This is a genomic window from Tabrizicola sp., assembly GCF_030373185.1.
Classification (GTDB): Bacteria; Pseudomonadota; Alphaproteobacteria; order Rhodobacterales; family Rhodobacteraceae; genus Tabrizicola.
In genome coordinates this window covers 144,037-167,074 of the sequence record NZ_JAUCZH010000002.1, presented here as the reverse complement: position 1 = coordinate 167,074, position 23,038 = coordinate 144,037, and the positions used below count along the sequence as shown (strand labels likewise).

Here is a 23,038-nt window from a genome sequence, read left to right as displayed (position 1 = left end):
ACACCTACCGCAGCCCGATCTCGGCCAGCGCCTGGGCCAGCGCGGGGGGCAAGGGGTCGTCTTTCGCCCGGCCTTCGCGCAGATCGCGCGGGCTGTCGTTCGGGTCAAGGTAGCGCCAGCCCTGAAACGGTCGGCGGGGTGCCGCTTCGGTGCGGATCACCTTTGCATCCAGCACAAGGGCGCAGCGGCTTATGCCGTCGCCAAGGTTGACCTGTTCCAGCCCGACGATCCGCTGACGGGCAAGGATCGCACCCTTGATCACCCAGTAAAGCGACCCGCCAGACAACACCTCGGCCTCGCGTTTGGGCCACATGCGGGTGACGTGGACAGCGCAGCCTTTTGGCCAGTGCGGGCGCTGGCTGACCTGCCAGTCCAGCAGGTCTTCGACCGATGTGGCCCCGACGCAAAGTTTGAGGATGTTGATGTGCGACATATCGGGATCATAGACCTTGTGGCGCCGGCTTCAAGTTGACCGGGCGGGGTCAGGGGCGTATCTTGGGCCTTCCTCCGGCCTTATCCACAACTTCAAGGAAGATTCGCCCCATGTCGCGATTTCACGCTCCCATTGCCGAAGCCATCTGGGACATGAAGTATCGCTTCAAGGCGGCCGACGGGACACCTCTTGACGGCTCGGTCGAAGACACCTGGCGGCGGATCGCCCGCGCCCTGGCCGAGGTGGAGAAAGACCCGGCAAAATGGGAAGCCGAGTTCTACGCCGCGCTGGAAGGGTTCCATTTCCTGCCCGCAGGCCGGATCACCGCCGGGGCCGGGACCGGGCGCAGCGTGACCTTGTTCAACTGCTTTGTCATGGGAACGATCCCAGACACGATGGAGGGCATCTTCACCGCGCTGAAAGAGGCCGCGCTGACGATGCAGCAGGGCGGCGGGATCGGCTATGACTTTTCCACCATCCGCCCGCGCGGGGCCGAGGTGAAGGGCGTGGCCGCCGATGCCTCGGGGCCGCTGTCGTTCATGGATGTCTGGGACGCGATGTGCCGCACGATCATGTCGGCGGGCAGCCGCCGGGGCGCGATGATGGCGACGATGCGCTGCGACCACCCGGACATCGAAGCCTTCATCGAGGCGAAGAAAGACCCCGCCCGGCTGAGGATGTTCAACCTTTCGGTGCTGGTGACCGATCCCTTCATGGCCGCCGTCAAGGAAGACGGCCCGTGGGAACTGGTGTTCGGCGGCAAGGTCTATCGCACCGTGCAGGCGCGAGACCTGTGGAACCGGATCATGCGCAACACCTTCGATTTCGCGGAGCCGGGGGTGATCTTCATCGACCGGATCAATGCGGCGAACAACCTTGGCTACGCCGAGACGATTGCCGCGACCAACCCCTGCGGCGAGCAACCCCTGCCGCCCTATGGCGCCTGCCTGCTGGGCAGCATCAACCTTGCGACGCTGGTGAAAGACCCGTTCGACGCCCATTCCAGCATGGATATGGCAGCGCTTGACCGGCTCGTCCGGGTGGCGGTGCGGGCGATGGACAATGTGGTTGACGCCAGCCGCTTCCCCTTGCCGGAACAGGCGGCCGAGGCAAAGGCAAAACGGCGGATCGGGCTGGGCGTCACCGGCCTTGCCGATGCGTTGTTGATGGTCGGCCTGCGCTACGGGTCGGAAGAAGCGGCGCGCGTCACGGAAATCTGGATGCACGCGATTGCCCGGGCGGCCTATCTGGCAAGCGTCGATCTTGCCAAGGAAAAGGGCGCCTTTCCGCTGTTTGACGCGGAAGGCTACCTTGCCAGCGGCACCATGCAGGCGATGGATGCCGATGTCCGCGACGCGATCCGCAAACATGGCATCCGCAATGCGCTTCTGACCTCGGTCGCGCCGACCGGGACGATATCGCTTTACGCGGGCAACGTCTCAAGCGGGATCGAGCCGGTGTTCGCCTATGCCTATACCCGCAAGGTGTTGCAGAAGGACGGCAGCCGGACCGAAGAGGAAGTCGTCGATTACGCCGTCCGCCTCTGGCGCGAGAAGTTCGGCGATGCGCCCCTGCCCCCGCATTTCGTGAACGCCCAGACCCTGCCGCCGCTCGATCATGTGCGCATGCAGGCGGCGGCGCAGAAATGGGTGGATTCATCGATCTCGAAGACGATCAACTGCCCGGTGGACATCAGCTTTGACGATTTCAAAGAGGTCTACATGGCCGCATGGGATCAGGGCTGCAAGGGTTGCACCACCTACCGGCCGAACGACGTCACCGGATCGGTGCTGACGGTTTCCGAGTCCAGCGACAAGGTGCCGGCCGAGGCGCCCGAGACCGCGCGCGGAGGGGCGACGGGGGCCGAGGTGGTCTATCTGTCGGAACCGCTGGACCGTCCGGCAGCGCTGGAAGGCCAGACCTACAAGGTCAAGTGGCCGGGATCGGAACACGCGCTTTACATCACCATCAACGATATCTTCGTCGCCGGGCATCGCCGCCCGTTCGAGGTTTTCATCAACTCCAAGAATATGGAGCATTTCGCCTGGACGGTCGCGCTTACCCGGATGATCAGTGCCGTCTTCCGGCGCGGCGGGGATATCTCGTTTGTCGTGGAAGAACTGAAAGCGGTCTTCGATCCGCGCGGCGGGGCGTGGATGGAGGGGAAATACATCCCCTCGATCCTCGCCGCGATTGGCGGCGTGATCGAGCGGCATCTGATCGACATCGGTTTCATCGACGGTGAGGGGCTCGGGCTGAAATCCGACCCCAAGGCCGAACTTCTGCGGGTGGGAGAGGCCCCGCGCGGCAAGTCCTGCCCGGCCTGTGGCAGCTATGATCTGCGGATGGTGGAGGGGTGTCTGGTCTGCGGGTCGTGCGGGCATTCGAAGTGCGGGTGAGGGTTGGTTTGCGGAGTTCGAGTAAATGCGGGACAATAACTGGTTTTCCGGTCTTGCCTTTGGATTGGTTGCTGGACTCATTTTAGCAGCATTGCTGCTCGCTTCTTTGTCGGCTGGCTTCCCGGACTGGTGGAACCACGACGGTGCGATAGTTACTACAAAGGATACCCTCGCCAACTGGCTAGTCGCCATTTTCAGCTTTGTAGCCGCTTTATTCCTCTGGCTAACGCTTCGCGCGACACAGGACATGGCGAAAGAGACAACACGGATTGGGGAAGCACAAACCAGAGCCTATCTAGATATTGGACTCACGCATGTAGGCCCCAAAAATTCTGATCTCAGCCTGTGGAACTTCCGGGTAAGCGTCCGGAACAGCGGGCAGTCGCCTGCCCGTCAAATTTACCTGTGGATAGGGGCCCGAGATGGATCTTCGGCAATCCTGACTCCATTTCCTGATCTCGGTGCGGGCGAACTCTTTGAGCGCGAGATTGAAGTAATCTTTCCGCTCGATGACAATAACTTGAGTTCACGTGGCGAGCTCAGAGACGGCTTTATTGCCAGCGTTCAAGCTACATTCTTAGACATTTTTAGCCGAATTGACGATCAACGTGAGGAGCGTCGCGATTTTAGCATTCTGCGCGGGGAGGACGATGCGCAATCGTTTCGGATTGTGTTCATCGGCGATCGCTATGCCGCTATGCTCGAAGGATCGGAGCAGCTTAAGATTCCCGGCACTAAAAGGCCCTAGAAGATCGCCTAAAGCGGATCATTGGGGCCATCTACTGAACTACACCCCATTCGCCCGTCCCACAAAATCCGTCAGATGCGGCACATAATCCTCCGGCCCCGCCCCTCCTTGCGCCACCGCCCCCGCAAAGCTGTTCTTCGCGGCGCTGGCCATGGTCGTGGTCACGGTCGCGGCATTGGCCATCGACTCCAGATAGCGCAGGTCCTTGTAGGCGTTTGACAGGGTGAAGCGGTGGGCCTCGCGGTTGCCTTCCAAAGCGTAGCCCATGAAGGTCTGGTAAAAGCCGCAGTCCATCCGGCCGCCGCGGATCACGCTATCGAAGGTGGTGACCGGGATGCCGACCTTGCGGGACAGGGCCAGCGCCTCGGCGTAGATCGCGGCGTAGCCCAGCGACAGGAAGTTGTTCAGAAGCTTCATCCGGTGGCCGTCGCCCACCCCGCCGATATGCACGATCTTGGCGGCCCATGTGGCGATGACGGGTTTGACGCGGGCGAAGATGTCGTCGGTCGCGCCGACCATGCAGTCAAGCGTGCCGTCCCACGCCTCTTTCGGCGTGCGGGACAGGGGGGCATCGGCGAAATGCACGCCACGGGCGGCAAGATCGGTGGCAAGGCGTTCGGTCACGGTCGGGTCAGAGGTGGAACAGTCGACGATCACGCTTCCAGACCGCAGGTGAGGGGTCATCCGCGCGACAGCCTCGGCCACCTGCGGCGAGCCGGGCAGGGTCATAAAGATGATCGAGGATGCCGCGGCGAGGTCTTCGAGCGAGGCCTCGACAGCACCGCGCTGGATAAGGTCGTCAACCGCTGTGCGGTTCCTGTGGGCGATGACTGTCAGGGGGTAACCCTTTTCGACGATGTTCTTCGCCATGCCATGCCCCATGAGGCCGGTGCCAATGAAGCCGATGGTTTCGCTGCTGCTGGTCATGGGATGCTCCTTGCTGGGATGGCCCTTGTGTCAGGCAAATGCGCCGCTGCGGCAAGGGTGTGGTTGACATTCCCGGCAGGGCCGGGCGCAACTGGGGCCAACTGAAAACGGAGGAAGCTGTCATGTTTCGCGCTTTGGTGCTGGAAAAGGAAGGCGATGCCGCCGTCGCCCATATCCGCGAACTGGACGAAAGCGCCCTGCCTTCGGGAGAAGTGACTGTCGCGGTCGAATATTCGACGTTGAACTACAAGGACGGACTGGCGCTGTCGCCGAATGGCGGCGGGATCGTGCGGACCTGGCCGCATGTGGCGGGGATCGACTTTGCAGGCACGGTCGAGGCGTCCGACGATGCCCGCTACAAGCCCGGCGACAAGGTGGTGCTGACCGGCTGGCGGGTGGGCGAGGTGCATTGGGGCGGCTATGCCCAGAAGGCGCGGGTCAAGGCCGATTGGCTGGTTCCGCTGCCGCCGGGACTGAGCACAAGGCAGGCCATGGCTGTGGGGACGGCGGGTTTCACCGCCATGCTGGCGGTCATGGTGCTGGAAGGGCATGGGCTGACGCCCGCCAGGGGCGAGGTGCTTGTCACCGGTGCCGCGGGCGGGGTGGGGTCTGTCGCGGTCGCGATCCTTGCGCAACTGGGCTATAAGGTGGCGGCGGTGACCGGGCGTCCCGAGACCGAAGCCTACCTGCGTGACCTTGGCGCGGCGCGGATCGTGCCGCGTGCCGATCTGGCGGAATCGGTCAAGCGCCCCCTTGAAACCGAGACCTGGGCCGGATGCGTGGATGCGGTGGGCGGAGCGATGCTGGCGCGCGTTCTGGGACAGATGAACTACGGGGGTTCCGTTGCCGCGGTGGGCCTGGCCGGTGGCGCCGGGTTGCCGGCCAGCGTGATCCCGTTCCTCTTGCGCGGCGTGAACCTCCTCGGCATCGATTCGGTCAGCAAACCCTACGCTGACCGCGTTCGCGCCTGGGGGCGGATTGTCACCGACCTGCCGATGGCCAAGCTGGAAGCGATGGTCAGGCCGGCCACCCTGGCCGACCTTCCAGCCTTGGGCGCGGCGATCCTGAAGGGCGAGGTGCAGGGCCGGGTTGTGGTGGACGTGAACGGCTGAGGGGCTGTTGACTCTGCCACTTTGCCCTGTATAAGCCGCCCAGTCCCGGATGAGAGTCCGGGGCTTTTCATTGGTGTTGGTGGCCTTCGCAAGAAGTCGCCTGTCGCCCCGGAATCGGGGAAAGGACAACGCCCTTCGTGACCTTATGAAGGAGATCAGCGGTGACCAAACGCACCTCTGCCAAGTACAAGATTGACCGCCGTATGGGCGAAAACATCTGGGGCCGTCCGAAATCCCCGGTGAACAAGCGCGAATATGGCCCCGGCCAGCACGGCCAGCGCCGCAAGAACAAGCTTTCCGACTTCGGCACCCAGCTGCGCGCCAAGCAGAAGCTCAAGGGTTATTACGGCGACCTGACCGAAAAGCAGTTCCGCAAGATCTACGGCGAAGCCGAACGCGTCAAGGGTGACACCGGCGAGATGCTGGTTGGCCTGTTGGAGCGTCGTCTGGATGCGGTCGTCTACCGCGCCAAGCTGGTTCCGACGATCTTCGCTGCGCGTCAGTTCGTGAACCATGGCCATGTGCTGGTGAACGGCAAGCGCGTCAACATTGCCTCCTACCGCGTGTCGGAAGGCGACGTGATCTCGGTCCGCGAAAAGTCGCGCCAGATGGGCCTCATTCTGGAAGCCATCGCGCTGACCGAACGTGACGTGCCGGATTATCTGGAAGTCGACCACAACAAGATGACCGCAAAGTTCGTCCGCACCCCGGGCCTGGGCGATGTGCCGTATCCTGTGCAGATGGAACCGAACCTGGTCGTTGAATACTACGCCAAGAACTGATCCCTTCCGGGATCGTGACCCAAGGCCGCGCCACCCGGCGCGGCCTTTTTCCATTCCGGCGCCTTTCGCGCCCTTCTTTAGCCGGGGGGACCCAAGGACCATGACCAACCAATCCATCCACGCCCATATCGATGGCGCCCTTGTGATGATCGGCTTCGGCTCGATCGGTCGGGGCGTGCTGCCCTTGATCGAACGCCACATCGGCTTTGAGCGGGCGCGGTTCACAGTGATCGAGCCTTCGGTCGATTTCGCCCATATCCTGCGCGATCACGGGCTGCGGCACCTGCAACTGGCGCTGACCCCCGACAATCTGGCCGAAGTTCTGCACAGCTTGTTCCCAGAAGGCCGCGGGATGATCGTCAACCTTTCGGTGGACGTCGACTCGATCGAAGTCATGAAACTCGCGCAGGAAATGGGCGTGCAATACATCGATACGGTGGTGGAGCCATGGCCCGGGTTCTACTTCGGCTCTCCCCTGCCGAACGCTGACCGGACGAACTATCCCCTGCGGGAAAAGGTGCGCGAATTGGGCAAGGCCTACGTTGGCGGGCCGACGGCGGTGTCGTGCTGTGGCGCGAACCCCGGCATGGTGTCCTGGCTGTTGAAAGAGGCGCTGCTGCGCCTGGCGGCAGATACCGGCGTTGCGGCCAACCCGACCACGCGTGAGGATTGGGCGACGCTGATGCAAGGCCTTGGGGTCAAGGGTGTCCATATCGCCGAACGCGACACGCAGGTTTCAGCGCGGCCCAAGCCGCCGGGCGTGTTCGTCAACACCTGGTCGGTGGATGGCCTTCTGTCCGAAGGCTATCAGCCCGCCGAACTGGGCTGGGGAACGCATGAAAAGAAATTGCCACCGGGTGGCCATGCCTTTGACCACGGCCCGGGCTATGCAATCTGGATCGACCGCCCCGGCGCCGATACGCGGGTGCGCAGCTGGTGTCCCGGCTCAGGCCCGCAATACGGTTTCGTCATCACCCACAACGAGGCGCTGTCGATCCCGGACTACTACACCGTCTGGCAGGATGGGACGGCGATCTATCGACCGACCTGCCATTACGCCTATCACCCCTGCAATGACGCGATTCTGTCCCTGCACGAAATCAATGGCGCCGGAAAACTGGCCGAGGCGCAGCATATTCTGACGGTGAATGAAATCGTGGCCGGCGGCGATGACCTTGGAGTCCTCCTTTATGGTCATGCCAAGGGGGCGATGTGGTATGGCTCGCGCCTGTCTTGCGAAGAGGCGCGCAAACTGGCGCCATACCAGAATGCAACCGGCATGCAGGTGACCAGCGCGGTTCTTGCCGCCATGGTCTGGGCGGCGGAAAATCCGAATGCGGGTTTTGTTGAAGCCGACGAGATGGACCATGTCCGCTGCCTTGACGTCCAGCGCCCCTATCTGGGCCGGATCGAGTGCCACTATACCGACTGGACGCCCTTGCAGAACCGGATCAACCACTTCGCCGAGGACCGGGACGAAGACGATCCGTGGCAGTTCACCAATTTCCTCGCGGTGTGACCGGCGGCTTGCCGAATGGAGCGCGGGGCGCAAGGCTTTCCCCGCGTCGTCGCGCCTGCGCGCTCCTCCTTGACCGATGGGGGCATTCTGCCCCCAAACCCCCAGAGAGTATTTTTGAAAAGAGCAGATGATTTGCGCTTTTCAAAAATACTCCACGGGGTGCGGGGGTGTGAAACCCCCGCTGACCGAGCCGGTTGCGCGCTAGCGCGCAGAGGGCGAGAAAAAGGGCATGTGGCAAAGCCACCCGGTCTGGCAACCATCGGACTGGGCGGAAGGCTCTGGCCTTAGGCGCAAGGGAAAGCTAAGTACCCGTTCAAGTTTCGGGGGCAAAGATGAGCGACCAGATCAGACCACAGCCCGGCATTCTTGATATCGCCCTTTATGAGGGCGGCAAGGCGCATGTGGCGGGCGTGGCCAATGTCGTGAAGCTTTCCTCGAACGAGAACCCGTTCGGCCCGTCGGACAAGGCGAAAGAGGCGTTCGGGCGGACGATCCACAGCCTGCACCGCTACCCGGTGACCGATCATGCCGACTTGCGCACCGCCATTGCCGAGGTGCATGGCCTTGATGCGGGACGGATCATCTGTGGCGTCGGCTCGGACGAGATCATCACCTTCCTTTGCCAGGCCTATGCCGGCCCGCGCGATGAGGTGGTGTTCACCGAACACGGATTCCTCATGTATCGCATTTCGGCTCTGGCGGTAGGCGCGACCCCGGTCGAGGTGGCCGAGCGTGAGCGCACGGCGGATGTCGATGCGATCCTTGCGGCCTGCAACCGGCGCACGAAGCTGGTGTTCATCGCCAATCCGAACAACCCGACCGGCACGATGATTTCCGCGGCCGAGATTGCCCGGCTGGCCGAGGCCTTGCCGCCGGAGGCGCTTTTGGTGCTGGACGGGGCCTATGCCGAATATGTCGAGGGCTATGACGGCGGGGCCTCGCTGGTTGATGCGCGCGACAACGTGGTGATGACCCGGACCTTCTCCAAGATCTACGGGCTGGGCGGTCTTCGGATCGGTTGGGGTTACGGGCCGCGCCATGTGATTGATGTGCTGAACCGGATCCGGGGGCCTTTCAACCTGTCGACCACCCAGCTTGACGTGGCCGAAGCCGCCGTCCGCGATCAGGATTTTGTCGCCAAATGCCGGACCGAGAACGCCCGCATGCGCAGTTGGCTTGCCGGGGCGCTGGCCGAGCTTGGTGTGCCGTCAGACACCTCGATGGCCAATTTCATCCTTGCGCGCTTTGCCAATGTCGCCGAGGCGGAAGCTTGCGATGCCTTCCTGCAGGGGCAGGGGCTGATCGTGCGGCGGGTTGCTAGTTACAAGCTGCCGCATTGTCTGCGGATTACCATCGGGGATGAGGCATCGTGCCGGCAGGTTGCGCATGCCGTGGCGCAGTTCAAGGGGGTCAAATGATCTACCAGCGCGTTGCGTTGATCGGCCTTGGGCTTATCGCCTCGTCCATGGCGCATGCGATGCGGGCGGGCGGGCTGGCTGGCGAGATCGTGGGTCATGCGAAGTCGGCTGAAACGCGGGATGTGGCGCTGAAGCTGTTTTGTGACCGGGTGACCGAAACGGCGGCCGAGGCCGTTCAGGGTGCCGATCTGGTGGTGCTGGCGGTTCCGGTGGGGGCAATGGCCGAAATTGCCGCCGAGATCGCGCCGCATCTGAAGCCGGGTGCCGTGGTGACGGATGTCGGGTCGGTCAAGCAGGCCGTGGTCGATGCCGTGGCCCCGCATCTGGGGCCGGGTGTGCATTTCATCCCCGGGCATCCCTTGGCGGGGACGGAATATTCCGGGCCGCAGTCGGGTTTTGCGACGCTGTTTCAGAACCGCTGGTGGCTGTTGACGCCCTTGCCCGACACGAATGCTGTCGAGATCGCCCGATTGCGCCGGTTTCTGGAAGCGATGGGCGCGAATGTCGATGAAATGGACGTGGCCCGGCATGATCTGGTGCTGGCCGTCGTCAGCCACACGCCGCACCTGATCGCCTATACCATGGTTGGTGTGGCCGATCACATGCGCCGGGTGTCGGCACAAGAGGTGATCAAGTATTCCGCCAGCGGCTTTCGGGACTTTACCCGCATCGCCGCCAGTGATCCGACGATGTGGCGCGATGTGTTCCTGACCAACAAGGAGGCGGTGCTGGATATCCTTGGCCGCTTTGCCGAGGAACTGTTCAGCCTGCAACGCGCGATCCGCATGGGTGACGGCGAACAGCTGCACGCGTATTTCACCCGGACGCGGGAAATCCGCCGCGGGATCATCGAGGCCGGGCAGGACACCGCCGCGCCGGACTTTGGCCGTGCAGCCCGGCCCAAAAGCGAAGGCTGATCCGGTGCGAACTGGTCTTGCCGCCGTGATCCTGTGCCTTGCCTCGGCTGCGGCAGCGCAGCAGATCGACAAATCGCCGCGGCCTCTGGTGAACCCCCTGCGCGGCGCGGTGGCGGCAGAGCCTGTCGCTACCGCCCCAGTCAGTGAGCCCCCGGTGCCAATCGAGTCGGGATTGGCAAGGTCGCTGCGGCCAAAGCCGCGACCTCAGGCGCTTGTTCAAAGGCTTGCCGCCTTGCGCGCGGAATCTGCGCCGGCGGGGCTGGACCTGTCTTCGGGGCAGGCGACCCGGAAAGTCGAAATTGCCGCCGCAGTCCCCGAGCCGACCCGCAGAGAGAAACGCCGCAAGGCGCGCGAGGCGGCGACAATGGACGGGGCGGTCTGCGGGGTGCCAACCATCAAGGGCGAGCCGATCGCGCCGATCAGTTCGAAGGTGAATGGCTGCGGCGTCCAGGATGCGGTGCGGGTGATATCGGTTGCAGGTGTCCGGCTCAGTCAGGCGGCGACGGTGGATTGCAGCGTTGCAACGGCGTTGAACAACTGGGTGTCTGATGTGGCGCAGCCGGCTTTTGGCGGCAATCTGTCGGAACTGCGCGTCGCGGCGCATTACGTCTGCCGCGGGAGGAACAACAAGAAGGGCGCGCCGGTCAGCGAACACGGCAAGGGCAGGGCAGTGGATATCTCGGCCTTCGTGATGACGGACGGCAAGGTCTTGACCGTGCAGGACAATTACAACCAGACCCTGCGCCGGATCTACAAATCAGCCTGTGGGATATTCAAGACCACGCTCGGTCCCGGGTCTGACGGCTATCATGAGGATCATTTCCACTTTGACACCTCGGCCCGGAAGGGTGGGGCATACTGTCGCTGATCAGCCGGTCGGGGTCATCAGCATGGGTGCCGGACCCAATGGCAGTGGCCCCAGTGACATGCGCCCCCCCGCAAACACCAGAGGCAGCTTCAGAACCGACGGATCGCCACCTTCGTTTGCAAGTGCGGCAAGCATGTTCTGCACGGTGGGCGCAAGTTCGGGTTTGATCGCGCCCGAGGCGACCAGAACCTGGACAAGGCGGTCCCAATTCGTCACGTCGATGTCTATTCGCCCGGCGGCAAAGCCTTCGGCATCCGGGGCGATACCGCCTTTTGCGCTGATCGACAGCTGGCCCCATGTGACCAGCGCCTCGGTCAGATCAAGCGCGGCGATCTGCGGTTGCGACTCTCCCGCGTGGCGGTCGAGGGGGGCGGTCAGGGTGGCCCGTGCCAGCAAGTGAATGACCGAAACGGTGCCGGGCAGATCGGTCTCCGCGGTCAGACGAGCCATCTGCGCTGGGTCGGGCGCAAGCCCGGCGACATCAAGCGCAAGGTCATAGGCGCTGGCCTGCCCATCCACCGCCCGGACCGAGGCCACGACCTTTTCGACCGCCGCCGTCCAGCCCTGACTGGACATGGCCCGGATCGCCCCGCTTTCAACGACAACCGCCGCCAGCGGAAGGTCGGTCGCAGGTCTGGCGCGCAGGCTGGCCAGAAGGCCATCCGAAGTGATGGCAATCTCTTGATCCGGCAGGCGGACTGTCTGCTCTGGCGGCAGGGCGGCGATGATGTGCCAAGGCTTCCATGTCATTGCGAAGATCTGGGCGAAGGGGGCTTCCCAACCCATGCCGGTCTGCGGGTCAATCAGCCGCAACCCCTCGACCGTAAGGTCAAAGCGGTTGGGAAATCCCCGGACGGCAAGCGCCGTCTTCTCGGCTGTGATGCCGCGCGCGGACTGATCGGCGAACCATTGTTCCGCGCCCTGGCGCAGCGCCGATGAGCCGATGAACCAGTATCCCGACCAGATCGCTGTGCCAAGAACCAGAAGGAACAGAAGTCTGCGCATAGGGCGGGCCTTTTCATTGCGTCATTACCGGTGTTTACAAGGCGGATGGAACAAGAGCCAGTCACACAAGCGCCACTTTGGGTCTTCGGCTATGGGTCGCTGATCTGGGATCCCGGCTTTCCTGTGGTGGAACGGCGCATCGCGCGGCTGGACGGCTGGCACCGCAGCTTCTGCATGCGGTCGATCCACCATCGCGGCACGCCGGACGCCCCCGGCCTTGTCCTTGCACTGGACCGGGCTGCGGGTGCCACCTGCACCGGGGTGGCGTTCCGCGTGGCCCCGGGTGAAGAGGGCGGCACCCTTGCCAACCTGCGTGAACGCGAGCTGGTGTCATCCGCCTATCTAGAGACGGTTCTGACGCTGCGCACCGATTCCGGGCCGATGGACGCTGTGACCTATGTGATCGACCCGGATCATGTGCAGTATTGCGGCGGGCTGGCGATGGATGAACAGGCGCGCATCATCGCCCGGGCTGTGGGCGGGCGCGGGCCGAACCGAGACTATCTGTGGTCCACCGCCGCGCATCTGGCGGAACTGGGGATCGCGGACCCCGATCTGGAATGGCTGGCCGCCCAAGTCAGGCGTCTGACATGACCAGACACATTCCTTTTGCTTGGCAGATGCCGCTGGCCTGCTAGTCTGCGGGTCAGGGCAGGAACAGAGGGCAGACATGTCCCAGACAGATCAACGGGCGGCAGGGGTCTCGACCACCTTCAGCCAACCGATTCGGGCGATTACTACCATGCTGCTGGTCTGCCTGACGGTGGGCGCGGGCGCATGGCTGATCCATGGCCAGATCATCGACATCCTCAGCACCAACCTGCTGTTGAACGGGCTGATTGCCACGGTCTTTTTCGTGGGCGTGGTGACTTGCTTCTGGCAGGTCTGGATTCTGGCCCAGTCGGTCTTCTGGATCGAGAATTTCGTCCGCGGCACCCCGGGCGCCGAAAATGCGCCGCCGCCGCGGCTTCTGGCCTCGCTTGCCACGCTTTTGCGGTCACGGACGGCGCGGATGTCGATCTCGGCTTCGTCTTCACGCTCGATTCAGGATTCGGTCGTCCAGCGGATCGACGAGGCCCGCGACATCACCCGCTATCTGATCAACCTTCTGGTTTTCCTTGGCCTGCTTGGCACGTTCTGGGGCCTTGCCACCACGGTTCCGGCGGTGGTCGACACGATCCGATCGCTTGCCCCGCAGGACGGGGAAACCGGGCTGGATGTCTTCGGCAAGCTGATGGGCGGGCTTGAAAGCCAGCTTGGCGGCATGGGGACGGCGTTTTCGTCATCGCTTCTGGGTCTTGCCGGATCCCTGGTTCTTGGCCTGCTGGAGCTTTTCGCCGGACACGGGCAGGCCCGCTTCACGCGGGAGCTGGAAGAATGGCTGTCCTCGATCACCCGCCTTGGCTTTGCAAGCGAGGGCGAGGCCGGTGACCAGAACGCGCTGGCGCTGATGCTTGACCACATGGCCGGGCAGATGGAGCAGCTGCAATTGCTTTACGCCCAGTCCGAAGTGAACCGGACGCAGACGGACGCCCGGATGGCGACCCTTGCCGATGCGCTTGTCCGGCTGTCCGAACAGTTCGAGGCCGAAAGGGGTCAGGCTGCAACGCTGATGCGCATAGCCGACGGTCAGGAAAGAATGATCGCAGGCCTTGCCGCCAGCAGCAGTCTTGCCGCCAGTTCCGGTTTTGGCGCTGCTGAAGGTGGCGCGATCGACGCGGAAAGCCGGATGCGCCTGCGGTCGATCGACGTGCAGCTTCTGCGCATTCTGGAAGAGATGTCGGCCGGGCGGCAGGAAACCACGGCCGACCTTCGTGCCGATATGGCCGTCCTGACGGCGGCCGTACGCCAGCTTGGTCGCAGCACGGCGGGGCGGGGGTAGCCATGCGTAGCGCGCGCCGCCGCGACAGCTCGATCATCTGGCCGGGATTTGTCGATGCGGTGACAACCCTGCTGATGGTGCTGATGTTCGTGCTGACCATCTTCACCGTCATGCAGTCCGTGCTGCGCGACCAGATCACCACGCAGGACACCGAGCTGGACGCATTGACCGCGCAGGTCGCGGATCTGGCCAATGCGCTGGGGCTGGAGCGCGCCCGTGCTACCGACCTTCAGACCGAGATTTCCGCCCTGCGCTCTGGTCTGGCGGCCGCGCAGGCCGTGGGGGAACGACAGGGTGCGCTGATCGCATCGCTTGGCCGCGACCTTGCCGCGCGTGAGGCAGATCTTGCCGCTGCTTCCGGCCGGATCAGTGATTTCGAAGCTCAGGTCGCGGCGCTCTTGCTGGAGCGCGACGCGGCCCGGTCTGATGTGGCAAGCCTGACAGCCTCGGTCGAGGATCTGGAGACAACCCGCTCGCAGCTGGTCAGCGAGGCGGAGGCGATGGCGCTTGCGCTCGCCATGGCCCGCGAGGAGGTGGACGCCAGCGCCGAAGCCGCCCGCCTTGCCGCAGCGCGGCGAGAGGCACTTGAGGCCCTGCTGGCGGACCTTCGCCGTCAGGGTGAGACTACGAGCGCCGCGCTGGCCGCTGCCGAAACCAAGGTCAGCGAGGCTGAAGCGGCCCGCCTTGCCGATGCCGCAGCGCTTTTTGCCCTGCGAGAGCGGCTTGCCGATGCCGACACCGAATTGACCGCGATGACCCTGGCCCTGGAGGCCGAACGCAAGCGGGCCGAGGACACCCTTACCCTTCTTGCGGCGGCACGGACCGAGGCTGCGCAAGGCACCACCGAACGGGATGCCGCGCTTGTTGCCGCCGAAACAGCCCTTCTGGCCGAACAGGAAAAGGCCCTGGCCGCCGCCCGTGAGGTAGAGCTTCTGAACCAGCAGATCTCTGCCCTGCGCACACAGCTTGGCAGCTTGCAACAGATCCTGGACGATTCTGCCGCGCGCGATGCCGCTGCTCAGGTGCAGTTGGACAGCCTGGGGTCCGAACTGAATGCGGCCCTTGCGCAGGTCGCCGCCGAACAAAGACGCCGGGCCGAACTGGAAGCCGCCGAAGCCGCTCGGCTGGCGGCCGAGAACCGGGATCTTGCCCGGTTCCGTTCGGAATTCTTCGGCCAGTTGTCCACCTTGCTTGCCGGCCGGGAAGGCGTGCGGGTGGTCGGGGACAGGTTTGTCTTTTCCAGTGAGGTGCTGTTCAACCCCGCTTCGGCCGACCTTGCGCCCGAAGGCAAGGAGCAGATCGCCGGGGTCGTTCGCATCCTTGACGAGGTGCGCGAAAGCATCCCCGAAAGCATCGACTGGATCATCCGGGTAGATGGCCATACCGACAACGTTCCGCTTTCTGGTGGGGGGGCGTTCCGCGACAACTGGGCGCTCAGTCAGGCGCGCGCCCTTTCCGTCGTGCGCTTCATGCAGGACGATCTGGGCTTTCCGCCCGAGCGGATGGCGGCGACGGGCTTTGGCGAATATCGGCCAGTGGCCCTGGAAGATACACCAGAGGCCCGTGCGCAGAACCGGCGCATCGAGTTGAAGCTTACGGAGCGCTGAGGGCCAGCCCAGCGCTTCCCTGAACAGACAAGTCCTGCGCGGGCATTCGGGATGCGCCAAGGCCGGCATCCGAAAGGCCCGTATCCAAATGAAAACCCCCGCCGAAGCGGGGGTTTTGCAGGGGTTACTCCGCCGTCAGAAGCGGTGGCTTCTGGCCCGTCAGCCGGGCTTTCTGCGGTTCCTCGATGTCGAGAACGATGGCATCGTCCCTTACATTGACCTTGACCACCCCACCCTTGACCAGCTTGCCGAACAGAAGTTCCTCGGCCAGCGGCTTCTTGATGTGTTCCTGAATCACCCGGCCCAAAGGCCGCGCGCCCATCTTGTCATCATAGCCCTTGTCCCCCAGCCACAGCGCGGCTTCGGGCGAAAGTTCGATGTGAACGTTGCGGTCAAGCAGTTGCGCCTCAAGCTGAAGGACAAACTTTTCAACCACTTGCAGGATGATCTCACGGCCCAGAGGCGCGAAGTTGATTACCGCATCCAGACGGTTGCGGAATTCCGGCGTGAAGGTACGTTCGATTGCCGCCGTATCTTCACCCGTGCGGCGTTCGCGGCCGAAGCCGATGGCGGATTTCGACATCTCCGACGCGCCGGCGTTCGAGGTCATGATCAGGATAACATTGCGGAAATCCACTGTCCGGCCGTTGTGGTCGGTCAGCTTGCCGTGGTCCATCACCTGCAACAGGATGTTGTAGACATCCGGGTGCGCCTTTTCCATTTCGTCCAGGAGAAGGACGCAATGCGGGTGCTGGTCGATGCTGTCGGTCAACATACCGCCCTGATCGAAGCCGACATAGCCGGGGGGCGCGCCGATCAGGCGGGAAACGGCGTGCTTTTCCATGTATTCCGACATGTCGAAGCGGATCAGCTCCACCCCAAGCGAGGACGCAAGCTGTTTCGCCACCTCGGTCTTGCCGACACCGGTCGGCCCGGCAAAGAGGTAGTTGCCGATCGGCTTTTCCGGTTCGCGCAGTCCGGCGCGGGCCAGTTTGATGGCTGAACACAGGGCCACGACGGCCTTGTCCTGACCAAAGACCACGCGCTTCAGCGTTTTCTCAAGGTCACGCAAGGTTTCGGCATCATCCTTCGAAACGGTCTTGGGCGGGATACGGGCGATCTTTGCCACGACGGCCTCAATCTCTTTCACGCCAAGGCTCTTGCGGCGCTTGCTGTCCGATAGCAGGTGCTGCGCTGCCCCCGCCTCGTCAATCACGTCGATCGCAGAGTCCGGCAATTTCCGGTCGTGGATATAGCGCGCTGCCAGTTCCACCGCCGACTTGATCGCGTCGTTGGTGTATTTCAGGTCGTGGTGTTCCTCGAAATGCGGTTTAAGTCCCATGAGGATCTTGATCGCATCCGGCACCGACGGTTCGTTCACGTCAATCTTCTGGAACCGACGCGAAAGCGCCCGGTCCTTCTCAAAATGCTGGCGGAATTCCTTGTAGGTGGTGGACCCCATGCAGCGCAGTTTGCCACCCTGAAGCGCGGGTTTCAAAAGGTTCGAGGCATCCATCGCGCCGCCACTGGTCGCACCGGCGCCGATGACGGTGTGGATTTCGTCAATGAACAGGATCGCGTCGGGGTGATCTTCCATTTCCTTGACCACGGCCTTCAGGCGTTCTTCAAAGTCACCCCGGTAGCGGGTGCCAGCCAGAAGCGCGCCCATATCAAGGCTGTAGATCGTGGCCTTCGACAGGACCTCGGGCGTCTCTCCGTTCACGATCTTGCGGGCCAGACCTTCGGCGATCGCGGTCTTGCCCACGCCCGGGTCACCCACCAGCAAGGGGTTGTTCTTGCGGCGGCGGCACAGCACCTGAATCGCCCGTTCAACCTCGGCGTCACGCCCGATCAGGGGATCGACATCGCCCTTGCGGGCCTTGGTGTTGAGGTCCACGCAATACTTGGACAGGGCGGATTCCTTCGCCTCTCCGGCTTCCGCCTTCGGGGTTTCCTGCGGCTCATCCGCGCCCTGCACCGGGCGTGCCTCGCCATAGGACGGGTCTTTCGCCACGCCATGCGCGATGAAATTGACGGCGTCGTAGCGGGTCATGTCCTGTTCCTGCAGGAAGTAGGCCGCGTTCGATTCGCGCTCGGCGAAGATGGCGACAAGGACGTTGGCCCCGGTCACCTCGGTCCGGCCCGAGGACTGGACGTGGATCGCGGCGCGCTGGATGACGCGCTGGAAGGCGGCGGTCGGCACGGCCTCGGACCCTTCGACATCGGTGACGAGGGTAGAAAGATCGTCATCGATGAAATCTGTAAGGGTCTTGCGAAGATCATCCAGATCGACCGAGCAGGCCTTCATGACCCGCGCGGCATCCGGTTCATCGATCAACGACAGGAGCAGATGCTCCAGCGTGGCGAGTTCGTGGCGACGCGAATTGGCCAAGGCCAAGGCCGCGTGAATGGCTTGCTCGAGTGTGGTTGAAAACGAAGGCACGTTGGGTGCTCCTGTCCTGCGGGTCGGAAGGGCATTGCGGCCCTGTCCAACCGTGGCCTCATAAGCTTAAAGATCGGTTTTCCTGGCCGCACTTCAAGCGGTATTTTCGGCGTCTCGCCTATTCCCGGCGGTCATCACGGTATTTGTGATAGGGAAGGCTCAAAACCTGTCTTTTCTGGCCCGGATTTCTGCAAAAACAGTGGCAGCGTCGGCATCCGGGAGGCCGACAGCACCTTTCAGCGCGGGCAGACCGGCCCGCAGGAAGGGGTTGGTATCCAGTTCAGTCTGAAGTCGAACCGGAACTGTGGGTCTGCCAGCAGCACGCGCTGTAGCCACCTCTTCGATACGCAACATAAGCGCCGCGTTGCCCGGTTCAAGGGTTGCCGCGAAGCGCAGATTGGAGGCGGTGTATTCGTGGCCCGAACAGATAAGCGTATCTGGCGGCAGCGCGGCCAGTTTTTGCAGGCTCTGCCACATCTGCGCGGGCGTGCCTTCGAACAGCCGCCCGCAGCCCCCGGCCATCAGGCTGTCAGCGGTGAAGGCATAGCCAGACAGCGGAAAGTGAAAGGCGATGTGGCCGATGGTGTGGCCGGGAACGTCGATCACCCGCACCTTTTCGGCCCCGATCTCGAAACTGGCGGTCTCGGTCAGGGCATAATCCAGCGGGGGCAGGCGGTGGGCGTCGGCGGCAGCGCCAAGGACCATGGCCCCGGTCGCCTCGCGCAGGGTCTGCACGCCCGAGATATGGTCGTCGTGGTGGTGGGTGATCAGGATATCCGAAAGCTCCCACCCGCGCGCGCGCAATTCGGCCAGGATCGGTGCGGCATCCGGAACGTCGATGACCGCCGTCTGACCCGAGTCCGCATCGTGGACAAGATAGGCGTAATTGTCCGTACGGCAGGGTATCGTCACAAGTTCAAGTGCCATGGTTTTCAGTCTCATCCCGGGTATGATAGGGCAGGATTGCCTGACAAGAGACTGGCTGCAATGCACCTTGATGTGCTCGACCTCAGAAACTTCTACTACAGAACCGCGCTGGGCCGGGTGGCGCAGCGTGCGATCCGCGATCAGGTGGTCAAGCACTGGGCTCCGGCGGCGGGGCAGACGGTTGTGGGCTTCGGCTTTGCGGTGCCGCTCTTGCGCCCCTATCTGGCCGACTCTCGCCGGGTGATCGGGTTGATGCCGGGGCCGCAAGGCGTGATGCCCTGGCCCGCCGGGGTAGAGAATGTCAGCGTGCTTTGCGAAGACACGGCTTGGCCGCTGCCGACCGGGCTGGTGGATCGGCTGATCCTGATGCACGGGCTGGAGACGTCCGAAAACCCGTCTGCCGTGTTGGAGGAAGCGGGGCGCGTGCTTGGCCCGGGGGGGCGGGCGCTGGTGATCGTGCCGAACCGGTCCGGCCTTTGGGCGCGCAGCGATGCCACGCCCTTCGGCTTTGGTCGCCCCTATTCGGTGGCGCAGTTGGAAGCACAGCTGAAGCGCCACGGCTTTACCCCCGAGCGCAGCCAGTCGGTTCTGTTTGCGCCGCCTGCCTCTACCCGGTTCTGGCTACGCACCGCGAACTTTTGGGAAGCGATCGGGCGCCGGATGCCGTGGCTGGTCGGCGGGGTGCTGATGGTCGAGGCGTCAAAGCAGGTCTACGCCCCCACGCGCGGCGGTCTGGGCGCTGCTGTCCGTCGCCCGCTGAAAGTTCTTGAGGGGGTCGGAAAGGGCAACCCTGAACCGGCGCTGAACCGGCATTAGACGCGCTGCACGCCCGTCAATGTTGCCGCATTGCAGCACAAGCGACGAAATGCCCCGATGTTTGCGCCAGCATGGCTTACGAAAGCGTGAGCAACCCGGTTGCGGGGTGGGAAAGCCTCTGCTAAGGACGCCCCCGACAGACAGGCATGCACGCCACGAGGGCTCTCGGGGCGCATGTCGCAAAGCGGCCCGATCCGACCGGATCAGCGGCCAAGAGACAGCGGAAGGATTGACGTGTCAGAACCGGCTTCGATCTCTCTCGGAATTGCCACTCGCTATGCAACGGCCTTGTTCGAGTTGGCCAAGGAAGAAGGCGCCCTGAAAGCGCTGGAAGCCGATGTTGCCGCCCTTGCCGATGCCCTTGCGATCAGCCCCGAACTTCGCGCCACCATCGGCTCGCCGGTGATCAGCCGTGAGGATCAGGGCAATGTGATCGCGGCAATCGGCGCCAAACTTGGCGTCAGCACCGTGATGGCCAATACCTTGGCCCTGATGTCCGAAAAGCGCCGCCTTTTCGTTCTGCCGCAGTTCGTGGCGCATCTGGCCGACCTGATTGCCGTCGAAAAGGGTGAGGTGACCGCCGAGGTGACCGCCGCCCGCGCGCTTTCGGCCGCACAATCCAAGAAACTTGCCGAAATGCTGAAGGCCCGCGTTGGCAAGACCGTGAAACTGAAAACGACCGTCGATGAAAGTCTCATTGGCGGTCTTGTCGTCAAGCTGGGCTCGACCATGATCGATACATCGGTCAAGGCAAAGCTCGCGGCCCTGCAAAATGCAATGAAAGAGGTTGGGTGATGGGAATTCAGGCTGCTGAGATCTCTGCGATCCTGAAAGAGCAGATCAAGAATTTCGGCAAGGATGCCGAAGTGGCCGAAGTCGGCCGCGTGTTGTCGGTCGGTGACGGGATTGCCCGTGTCCACGGCCTTGACAACGTGCAGGCCGGTGAGATGGTCGAATTCCCCGGCGGTATCCGCGGGATGGCGCTGAACCTCGAAGTCGACAACGTCGGTATCGTGATCTTCGGTTCCGACCAGGACATCAAGGAAGGCGACACCGTCAAGCGCACCAAGTCCATCGTGGACGTGCCTGCTGGCGAAGCCCTGCTGGGCCGTGTCGTTGACGGTCTGGGCAACCCGATCGATGGCAAGGGGGCGATCAAGTCCTCCGAACGCCGCGTGGCTGACGTGAAAGCCCCGGGCATCATCCCGCGGAAATCGGTGCATGAACCGATGGCGACCGGCCTCAAGGCCATCGACGCGATGATCCCGGTTGGCCGTGGCCAGCGCGAACTGATCATCGGTGACCGTCAGACCGGCAAGACCGCCGTCGCGCTGGACACCATCCTGAACCAGAAGGCCTATAACGACGCCGCTGGTGACGACGAATCGAAGAAGCTCTACTGCATCTATGTCGCCATCGGGCAGAAGCGCTCGACCGTGGCACAGCTGGTGAAGAAGCTGGAAGAAACCGGCGCGATTGCCTACACGATCGTCGTGGCGGCCACCGCTTCCGACCCGGCCCCGATGCAGTTCCTTGCGCCCTATTCGGCAACCGCGATGGCGGAATTCTTCCGCGACAACGGCCGCCACGCCCTGATCATCTATGATGACCTGTCGAAGCAGGCCGTTGCCTACCGTCAGATGTCGCTTCTTCTGCGCCGTCCGCCGGGGCGTGAAGCCTATCCGGGCGACGTGTTCTACCTGCACTCCCGCCTGTTGGAGCGTTCGGCCAAGCTGAACTCTGACTTCGGCTCGGGTTCGCTGACCGCACTGCCGATCATCGAAACCCAGGCGGGTGACGTGTCGGCGTATATCCCGACGAACGTGATCTCGATCACCGACGGCCAGATCTTCCTGGAAACCGAACTGTTCTACCAGGGCGTCCGTCCCGCGGTGAACACCGGTCTTTCGGTCAGCCGCGTTGGTTCGTCCGCCCAGACCTCGGCGATGAAGTCGGTGGCTGGCAAGGTGAAGCTGGAACTGGCGCAGTACCGCGAGATGGCGGCCTTCGCGCAGTTTGGTTCCGACCTTGACGCCTCGACCCAGCAGCTTCTGAACCGTGGCGCGCGTCTGACGGAACTGATGAAGCAGGCGCAATATTCGCCGATGACCAACGCTGAAATCGTCTGCGTGATCTACGCCGGCACCAGCGGTTATCTGGACAAGGTCGCGGTCAAGGACGTCAGCCGCTTCGAGGCGGGGCTGCTCAAGCACCTTCGCACCGCCGGCAAGGCGCTTCTGGATGACATCACCGCGAATGACCGCAAGGTCGCTGGTGATCTGGAAAAAGCCATCCGCGCGGAACTCGACGCTTTCGCCAAAGACTTCGCATAAGCGCCCTTGAAGGAGTAGGCAGATGCCCAGCCTTAAGGACCTGAAGAACCGGATCGGAAGCGTCAAGAACACGCGGAAGATCACGAAGGCGATGCAGATGGTCGCCGCGGCGAAACTGCGCCGCGCCCAAGAAGCCGCCGAAGCCGCCCGGCCTTTTGCCGAGCGGATGACGGCGGTGATGTCGGCCCTCGCGGCCGGTGTCGGCACTGGTGAAGGTGCGCCGAAATTGCTGGCCGGAAACGGCCGGGATCAGGTGCATCTTCTGGTGGTCATGACGTCGGAGCGCGGCCTTTGCGGCGGCTTCAACTCGTCGATCGTCAAGTTGGCCCGCCTGCGCGCCGCCGAACTGGTCGCCCAAGGCAAGACGGTGAAGATCATGACCGTCGGCAAGAAGGGTCGCGAGCAGTTGAAGCGCGACTGGGCGCAGGCCTTTGTCGGCCATGTCGACCTGAGCGATGTCAAGCGCGTAGGCTATGCCAATGCGCAAGGCGTGGCACGGCAGGTGATGGCGGCATTTGACGGCGACGAAGCGGATGTGGTGACGATCTTCTACAACCGCTTCCAGTCGGTCATCGCCCAGATCCCGACCATGCAGCAGATCATCCCGGCCAAGTTCGAAGGCAACGCTGCCACGTCGCTTTACGATTACGAACCCTCGGAAGAGGCTATTCTGGCCGACCTTCTGCCGCGTTCGGTGGCCACGCAGATCTTTACCGCTCTCCTGGAAAATGGCGCCTCGGAACAGGGCGCGCGGATGTCCGCCATGGACAACGCGACGCGCAACGCGGGCGACATGATCAACAAGCTGACGATTCAATACAACAGAAGCCGTCAAGCCTCGATCACCAAGGAACTCATCGAAATCATCTCGGGCGCTGAAGCGCTCTGACGAACTGGAGAAA

The 23,038-nt window shown here is 63.2% G+C and carries 20 protein-coding genes; 15 read left to right on the top strand and 5 right to left on the bottom strand.

The window, feature by feature from the left end; all coding sequences use genetic code 11:
- Positions 1–4: 4 nt before the first annotated feature.
- Complete coding sequence (locus QUV21_RS05655) at positions 5–433, bottom strand: DUF1489 domain-containing protein (RefSeq protein WP_300853658.1); 429 nt, start codon at positions 431–433, stop codon at positions 5–7.
- A 110-nt stretch (positions 434–543) separates the two neighbouring features.
- Here QUV21_RS05655 and QUV21_RS05650 point away from each other — a divergent pair, with 110 nt between their 5' ends.
- Together QUV21_RS05650 and QUV21_RS05645 are read left to right on the top strand one after the other, a co-directional pair.
- Positions 544–2,832 (top strand): adenosylcobalamin-dependent ribonucleoside-diphosphate reductase, encoded by a 2,289-nt coding sequence (locus QUV21_RS05650; protein ID WP_300853657.1) that lies wholly within the window; start codon positions 544–546, stop codon positions 2,830–2,832.
- 25 nt (positions 2,833–2,857) lie between these two features.
- Entirely contained in the window at positions 2,858–3,580 is a 723-nt protein-coding gene (locus tag QUV21_RS05645) for a hypothetical protein (protein WP_300853656.1), read from the top strand.
- A gap of 39 nt (positions 3,581–3,619) precedes the next feature.
- Here the strand turns inward: QUV21_RS05645 and QUV21_RS05640 are convergent, their stop codons facing one another.
- Positions 3,620–4,507, bottom strand: a complete 888-nt coding sequence (locus QUV21_RS05640; RefSeq protein ID WP_300853655.1) for an NAD(P)-dependent oxidoreductase — start codon at positions 4,505–4,507, stop codon at positions 3,620–3,622.
- Between the two features lie 122 nt (positions 4,508–4,629).
- Between QUV21_RS05640 and QUV21_RS05635 the strand changes: the two genes are divergently transcribed.
- The 6 genes from QUV21_RS05635 (at position 4,630) to QUV21_RS05610 (ending at position 11,123) form a co-directional block, all read left to right on the top strand.
- Positions 4,630–5,619 carry an MDR family oxidoreductase gene (locus QUV21_RS05635; protein ID WP_300853654.1) on the top strand — a complete coding sequence of 330 codons (990 nt, stop codon included), beginning with the start codon at positions 4,630–4,632 and terminating at the stop codon, positions 5,617–5,619.
- A 161-nt stretch (positions 5,620–5,780) separates the two neighbouring features.
- Positions 5,781–6,401: a 30S ribosomal protein S4 gene (gene rpsD / locus QUV21_RS05630; RefSeq protein ID WP_300853653.1), complete on the top strand. Its 621-nt coding sequence runs from the start codon at positions 5,781–5,783 to the stop codon at positions 6,399–6,401.
- Between the two features lie 100 nt (positions 6,402–6,501).
- On the top strand, positions 6,502–7,920 hold the full coding sequence (locus tag QUV21_RS05625) for a saccharopine dehydrogenase C-terminal domain-containing protein (protein WP_300853652.1): 1,419 nt from the start codon (positions 6,502–6,504) through the stop codon (positions 7,918–7,920).
- A gap of 332 nt (positions 7,921–8,252) precedes the next feature.
- Positions 8,253–9,338 carry a histidinol-phosphate transaminase gene (gene hisC / locus QUV21_RS05620; RefSeq protein ID WP_300853651.1) on the top strand — a complete coding sequence of 362 codons (1,086 nt, stop codon included), beginning with the start codon at positions 8,253–8,255 and terminating at the stop codon, positions 9,336–9,338.
- Positions 9,335–10,255, top strand: coding sequence for a prephenate/arogenate dehydrogenase family protein (locus tag QUV21_RS05615; RefSeq protein WP_300853650.1), 921 nt, complete (start codon positions 9,335–9,337; stop codon positions 10,253–10,255). Before hisC ends, QUV21_RS05615 begins: the two co-directional genes overlap by 4 nt.
- Before the next feature lie 4 nt (positions 10,256–10,259).
- A complete protein-coding gene (locus tag QUV21_RS05610) occupies positions 10,260–11,123 on the top strand; it encodes an extensin family protein (RefSeq protein WP_300853649.1) in 864 nt (287 codons plus the stop codon).
- Here the strand turns inward: QUV21_RS05610 and QUV21_RS05605 are convergent, their stop codons facing one another.
- Entirely contained in the window at positions 11,124–12,128 is a 1,005-nt protein-coding gene (locus QUV21_RS05605) for a DUF2125 domain-containing protein (protein WP_300853648.1), read from the bottom strand.
- Positions 12,129–12,173: 45 nt separating this feature from the next.
- Between QUV21_RS05605 and QUV21_RS05600 the strand changes: the two genes are divergently transcribed.
- The 3 genes from QUV21_RS05600 to QUV21_RS05590 all read left to right on the top strand — a co-directional run bounded on the left by QUV21_RS05600 (position 12,174) and on the right by QUV21_RS05590 (position 15,617).
- Entirely contained in the window at positions 12,174–12,722 is a 549-nt protein-coding gene (locus QUV21_RS05600; RefSeq protein ID WP_300853647.1) for a gamma-glutamylcyclotransferase, read from the top strand.
- A 76-nt stretch (positions 12,723–12,798) separates the two neighbouring features.
- On the top strand, positions 12,799–14,010 hold the full coding sequence (locus QUV21_RS05595) for a biopolymer transporter ExbB (RefSeq protein WP_300853646.1): 1,212 nt from the start codon (positions 12,799–12,801) through the stop codon (positions 14,008–14,010).
- Between the two features lie 2 nt (positions 14,011–14,012).
- Complete coding sequence (locus QUV21_RS05590; RefSeq protein WP_300853645.1) at positions 14,013–15,617, top strand: peptidoglycan -binding protein; 1,605 nt, start codon at positions 14,013–14,015, stop codon at positions 15,615–15,617.
- Between the two features lie 124 nt (positions 15,618–15,741).
- Here the strand turns inward: QUV21_RS05590 and clpA are convergent, their stop codons facing one another.
- Positions 15,742–18,060: an ATP-dependent Clp protease ATP-binding subunit ClpA gene (gene clpA, locus QUV21_RS05585; RefSeq protein ID WP_300853644.1), complete on the bottom strand. Its 2,319-nt coding sequence runs from the start codon at positions 18,058–18,060 to the stop codon at positions 15,742–15,744.
- 159 nt (positions 18,061–18,219) lie between these two features.
- Positions 18,220–18,987, bottom strand: a complete 768-nt coding sequence (gloB, locus tag QUV21_RS05580; RefSeq protein ID WP_300853643.1) for a hydroxyacylglutathione hydrolase — start codon at positions 18,985–18,987, stop codon at positions 18,220–18,222.
- A 60-nt stretch (positions 18,988–19,047) separates the two neighbouring features.
- On the opposite strand from gloB, the gene QUV21_RS05575 reads away from it, so the two are divergent.
- The 4 genes from QUV21_RS05575 to QUV21_RS05560 all read left to right on the top strand — a co-directional run bounded on the left by QUV21_RS05575 (position 19,048) and on the right by QUV21_RS05560 (position 23,025).
- Positions 19,048–19,803, top strand: coding sequence for a methyltransferase domain-containing protein (locus QUV21_RS05575; RefSeq protein ID WP_300853642.1), 756 nt, complete (start codon positions 19,048–19,050; stop codon positions 19,801–19,803).
- 234 nt (positions 19,804–20,037) lie between these two features.
- The gene (locus QUV21_RS05570; RefSeq protein WP_300853641.1) at positions 20,038–20,598 is read left to right on the top strand and encodes a F0F1 ATP synthase subunit delta; all 561 of its coding nucleotides are present in this window, start codon (positions 20,038–20,040) and stop codon (positions 20,596–20,598) included.
- Positions 20,598–22,136: a F0F1 ATP synthase subunit alpha gene (atpA, locus tag QUV21_RS05565; RefSeq protein ID WP_300853640.1), complete on the top strand. Its 1,539-nt coding sequence runs from the start codon at positions 20,598–20,600 to the stop codon at positions 22,134–22,136. Before QUV21_RS05570 ends, atpA begins: the two co-directional genes overlap by 1 nt.
- A 22-nt stretch (positions 22,137–22,158) precedes the next feature.
- Positions 22,159–23,025, top strand: coding sequence for a F0F1 ATP synthase subunit gamma (locus QUV21_RS05560; protein WP_300853639.1), 867 nt, complete (start codon positions 22,159–22,161; stop codon positions 23,023–23,025).
- Positions 23,026–23,038: the final 13 nt, after the last annotated feature.

What these genes read in the sequence shown, in the direction of transcription:
- QUV21_RS05655 (WP_300853658.1), bottom strand. Translation starts at nt 433, where the DNA reads ATGTCGCACATCAACATCCTCAAACTTTGCGTCGGGGCCACATCGGTC.
- QUV21_RS05650 (WP_300853657.1), top strand. Translation starts at nt 544, where the DNA reads ATGTCGCGATTTCACGCTCCCATTGCCGAAGCCATCTGGGACATGAAG.
- QUV21_RS05645 (WP_300853656.1), top strand. Translation starts at nt 2,858, where the DNA reads ATGCGGGACAATAACTGGTTTTCCGGTCTTGCCTTTGGATTGGTTGCT.
- QUV21_RS05640 (WP_300853655.1), bottom strand. Translation starts at nt 4,507, where the DNA reads ATGACCAGCAGCAGCGAAACCATCGGCTTCATTGGCACCGGCCTCATG.
- QUV21_RS05635 (WP_300853654.1), top strand. Translation starts at nt 4,630, where the DNA reads ATGTTTCGCGCTTTGGTGCTGGAAAAGGAAGGCGATGCCGCCGTCGCC.
- QUV21_RS05625 (WP_300853652.1), top strand. Translation starts at nt 6,502, where the DNA reads ATGACCAACCAATCCATCCACGCCCATATCGATGGCGCCCTTGTGATG.
- hisC (WP_300853651.1), top strand. Translation starts at nt 8,253, where the DNA reads ATGAGCGACCAGATCAGACCACAGCCCGGCATTCTTGATATCGCCCTT.
- QUV21_RS05615 (WP_300853650.1), top strand. Translation starts at nt 9,335, where the DNA reads ATGATCTACCAGCGCGTTGCGTTGATCGGCCTTGGGCTTATCGCCTCG.
- QUV21_RS05605 (WP_300853648.1), bottom strand. Translation starts at nt 12,128, where the DNA reads ATGCGCAGACTTCTGTTCCTTCTGGTTCTTGGCACAGCGATCTGGTCG.
- QUV21_RS05600 (WP_300853647.1), top strand. Translation starts at nt 12,174, where the DNA reads ATGGAACAAGAGCCAGTCACACAAGCGCCACTTTGGGTCTTCGGCTAT.
- QUV21_RS05595 (WP_300853646.1), top strand. Translation starts at nt 12,799, where the DNA reads ATGTCCCAGACAGATCAACGGGCGGCAGGGGTCTCGACCACCTTCAGC.
- QUV21_RS05590 (WP_300853645.1), top strand. Translation starts at nt 14,013, where the DNA reads ATGCGTAGCGCGCGCCGCCGCGACAGCTCGATCATCTGGCCGGGATTT.
- gloB (WP_300853643.1), bottom strand. Translation starts at nt 18,987, where the DNA reads ATGGCACTTGAACTTGTGACGATACCCTGCCGTACGGACAATTACGCC.
- QUV21_RS05575 (WP_300853642.1), top strand. Translation starts at nt 19,048, where the DNA reads ATGCACCTTGATGTGCTCGACCTCAGAAACTTCTACTACAGAACCGCG.
- atpA (WP_300853640.1), top strand. Translation starts at nt 20,598, where the DNA reads ATGGGAATTCAGGCTGCTGAGATCTCTGCGATCCTGAAAGAGCAGATC.
- QUV21_RS05560 (WP_300853639.1), top strand. Translation starts at nt 22,159, where the DNA reads ATGCCCAGCCTTAAGGACCTGAAGAACCGGATCGGAAGCGTCAAGAAC.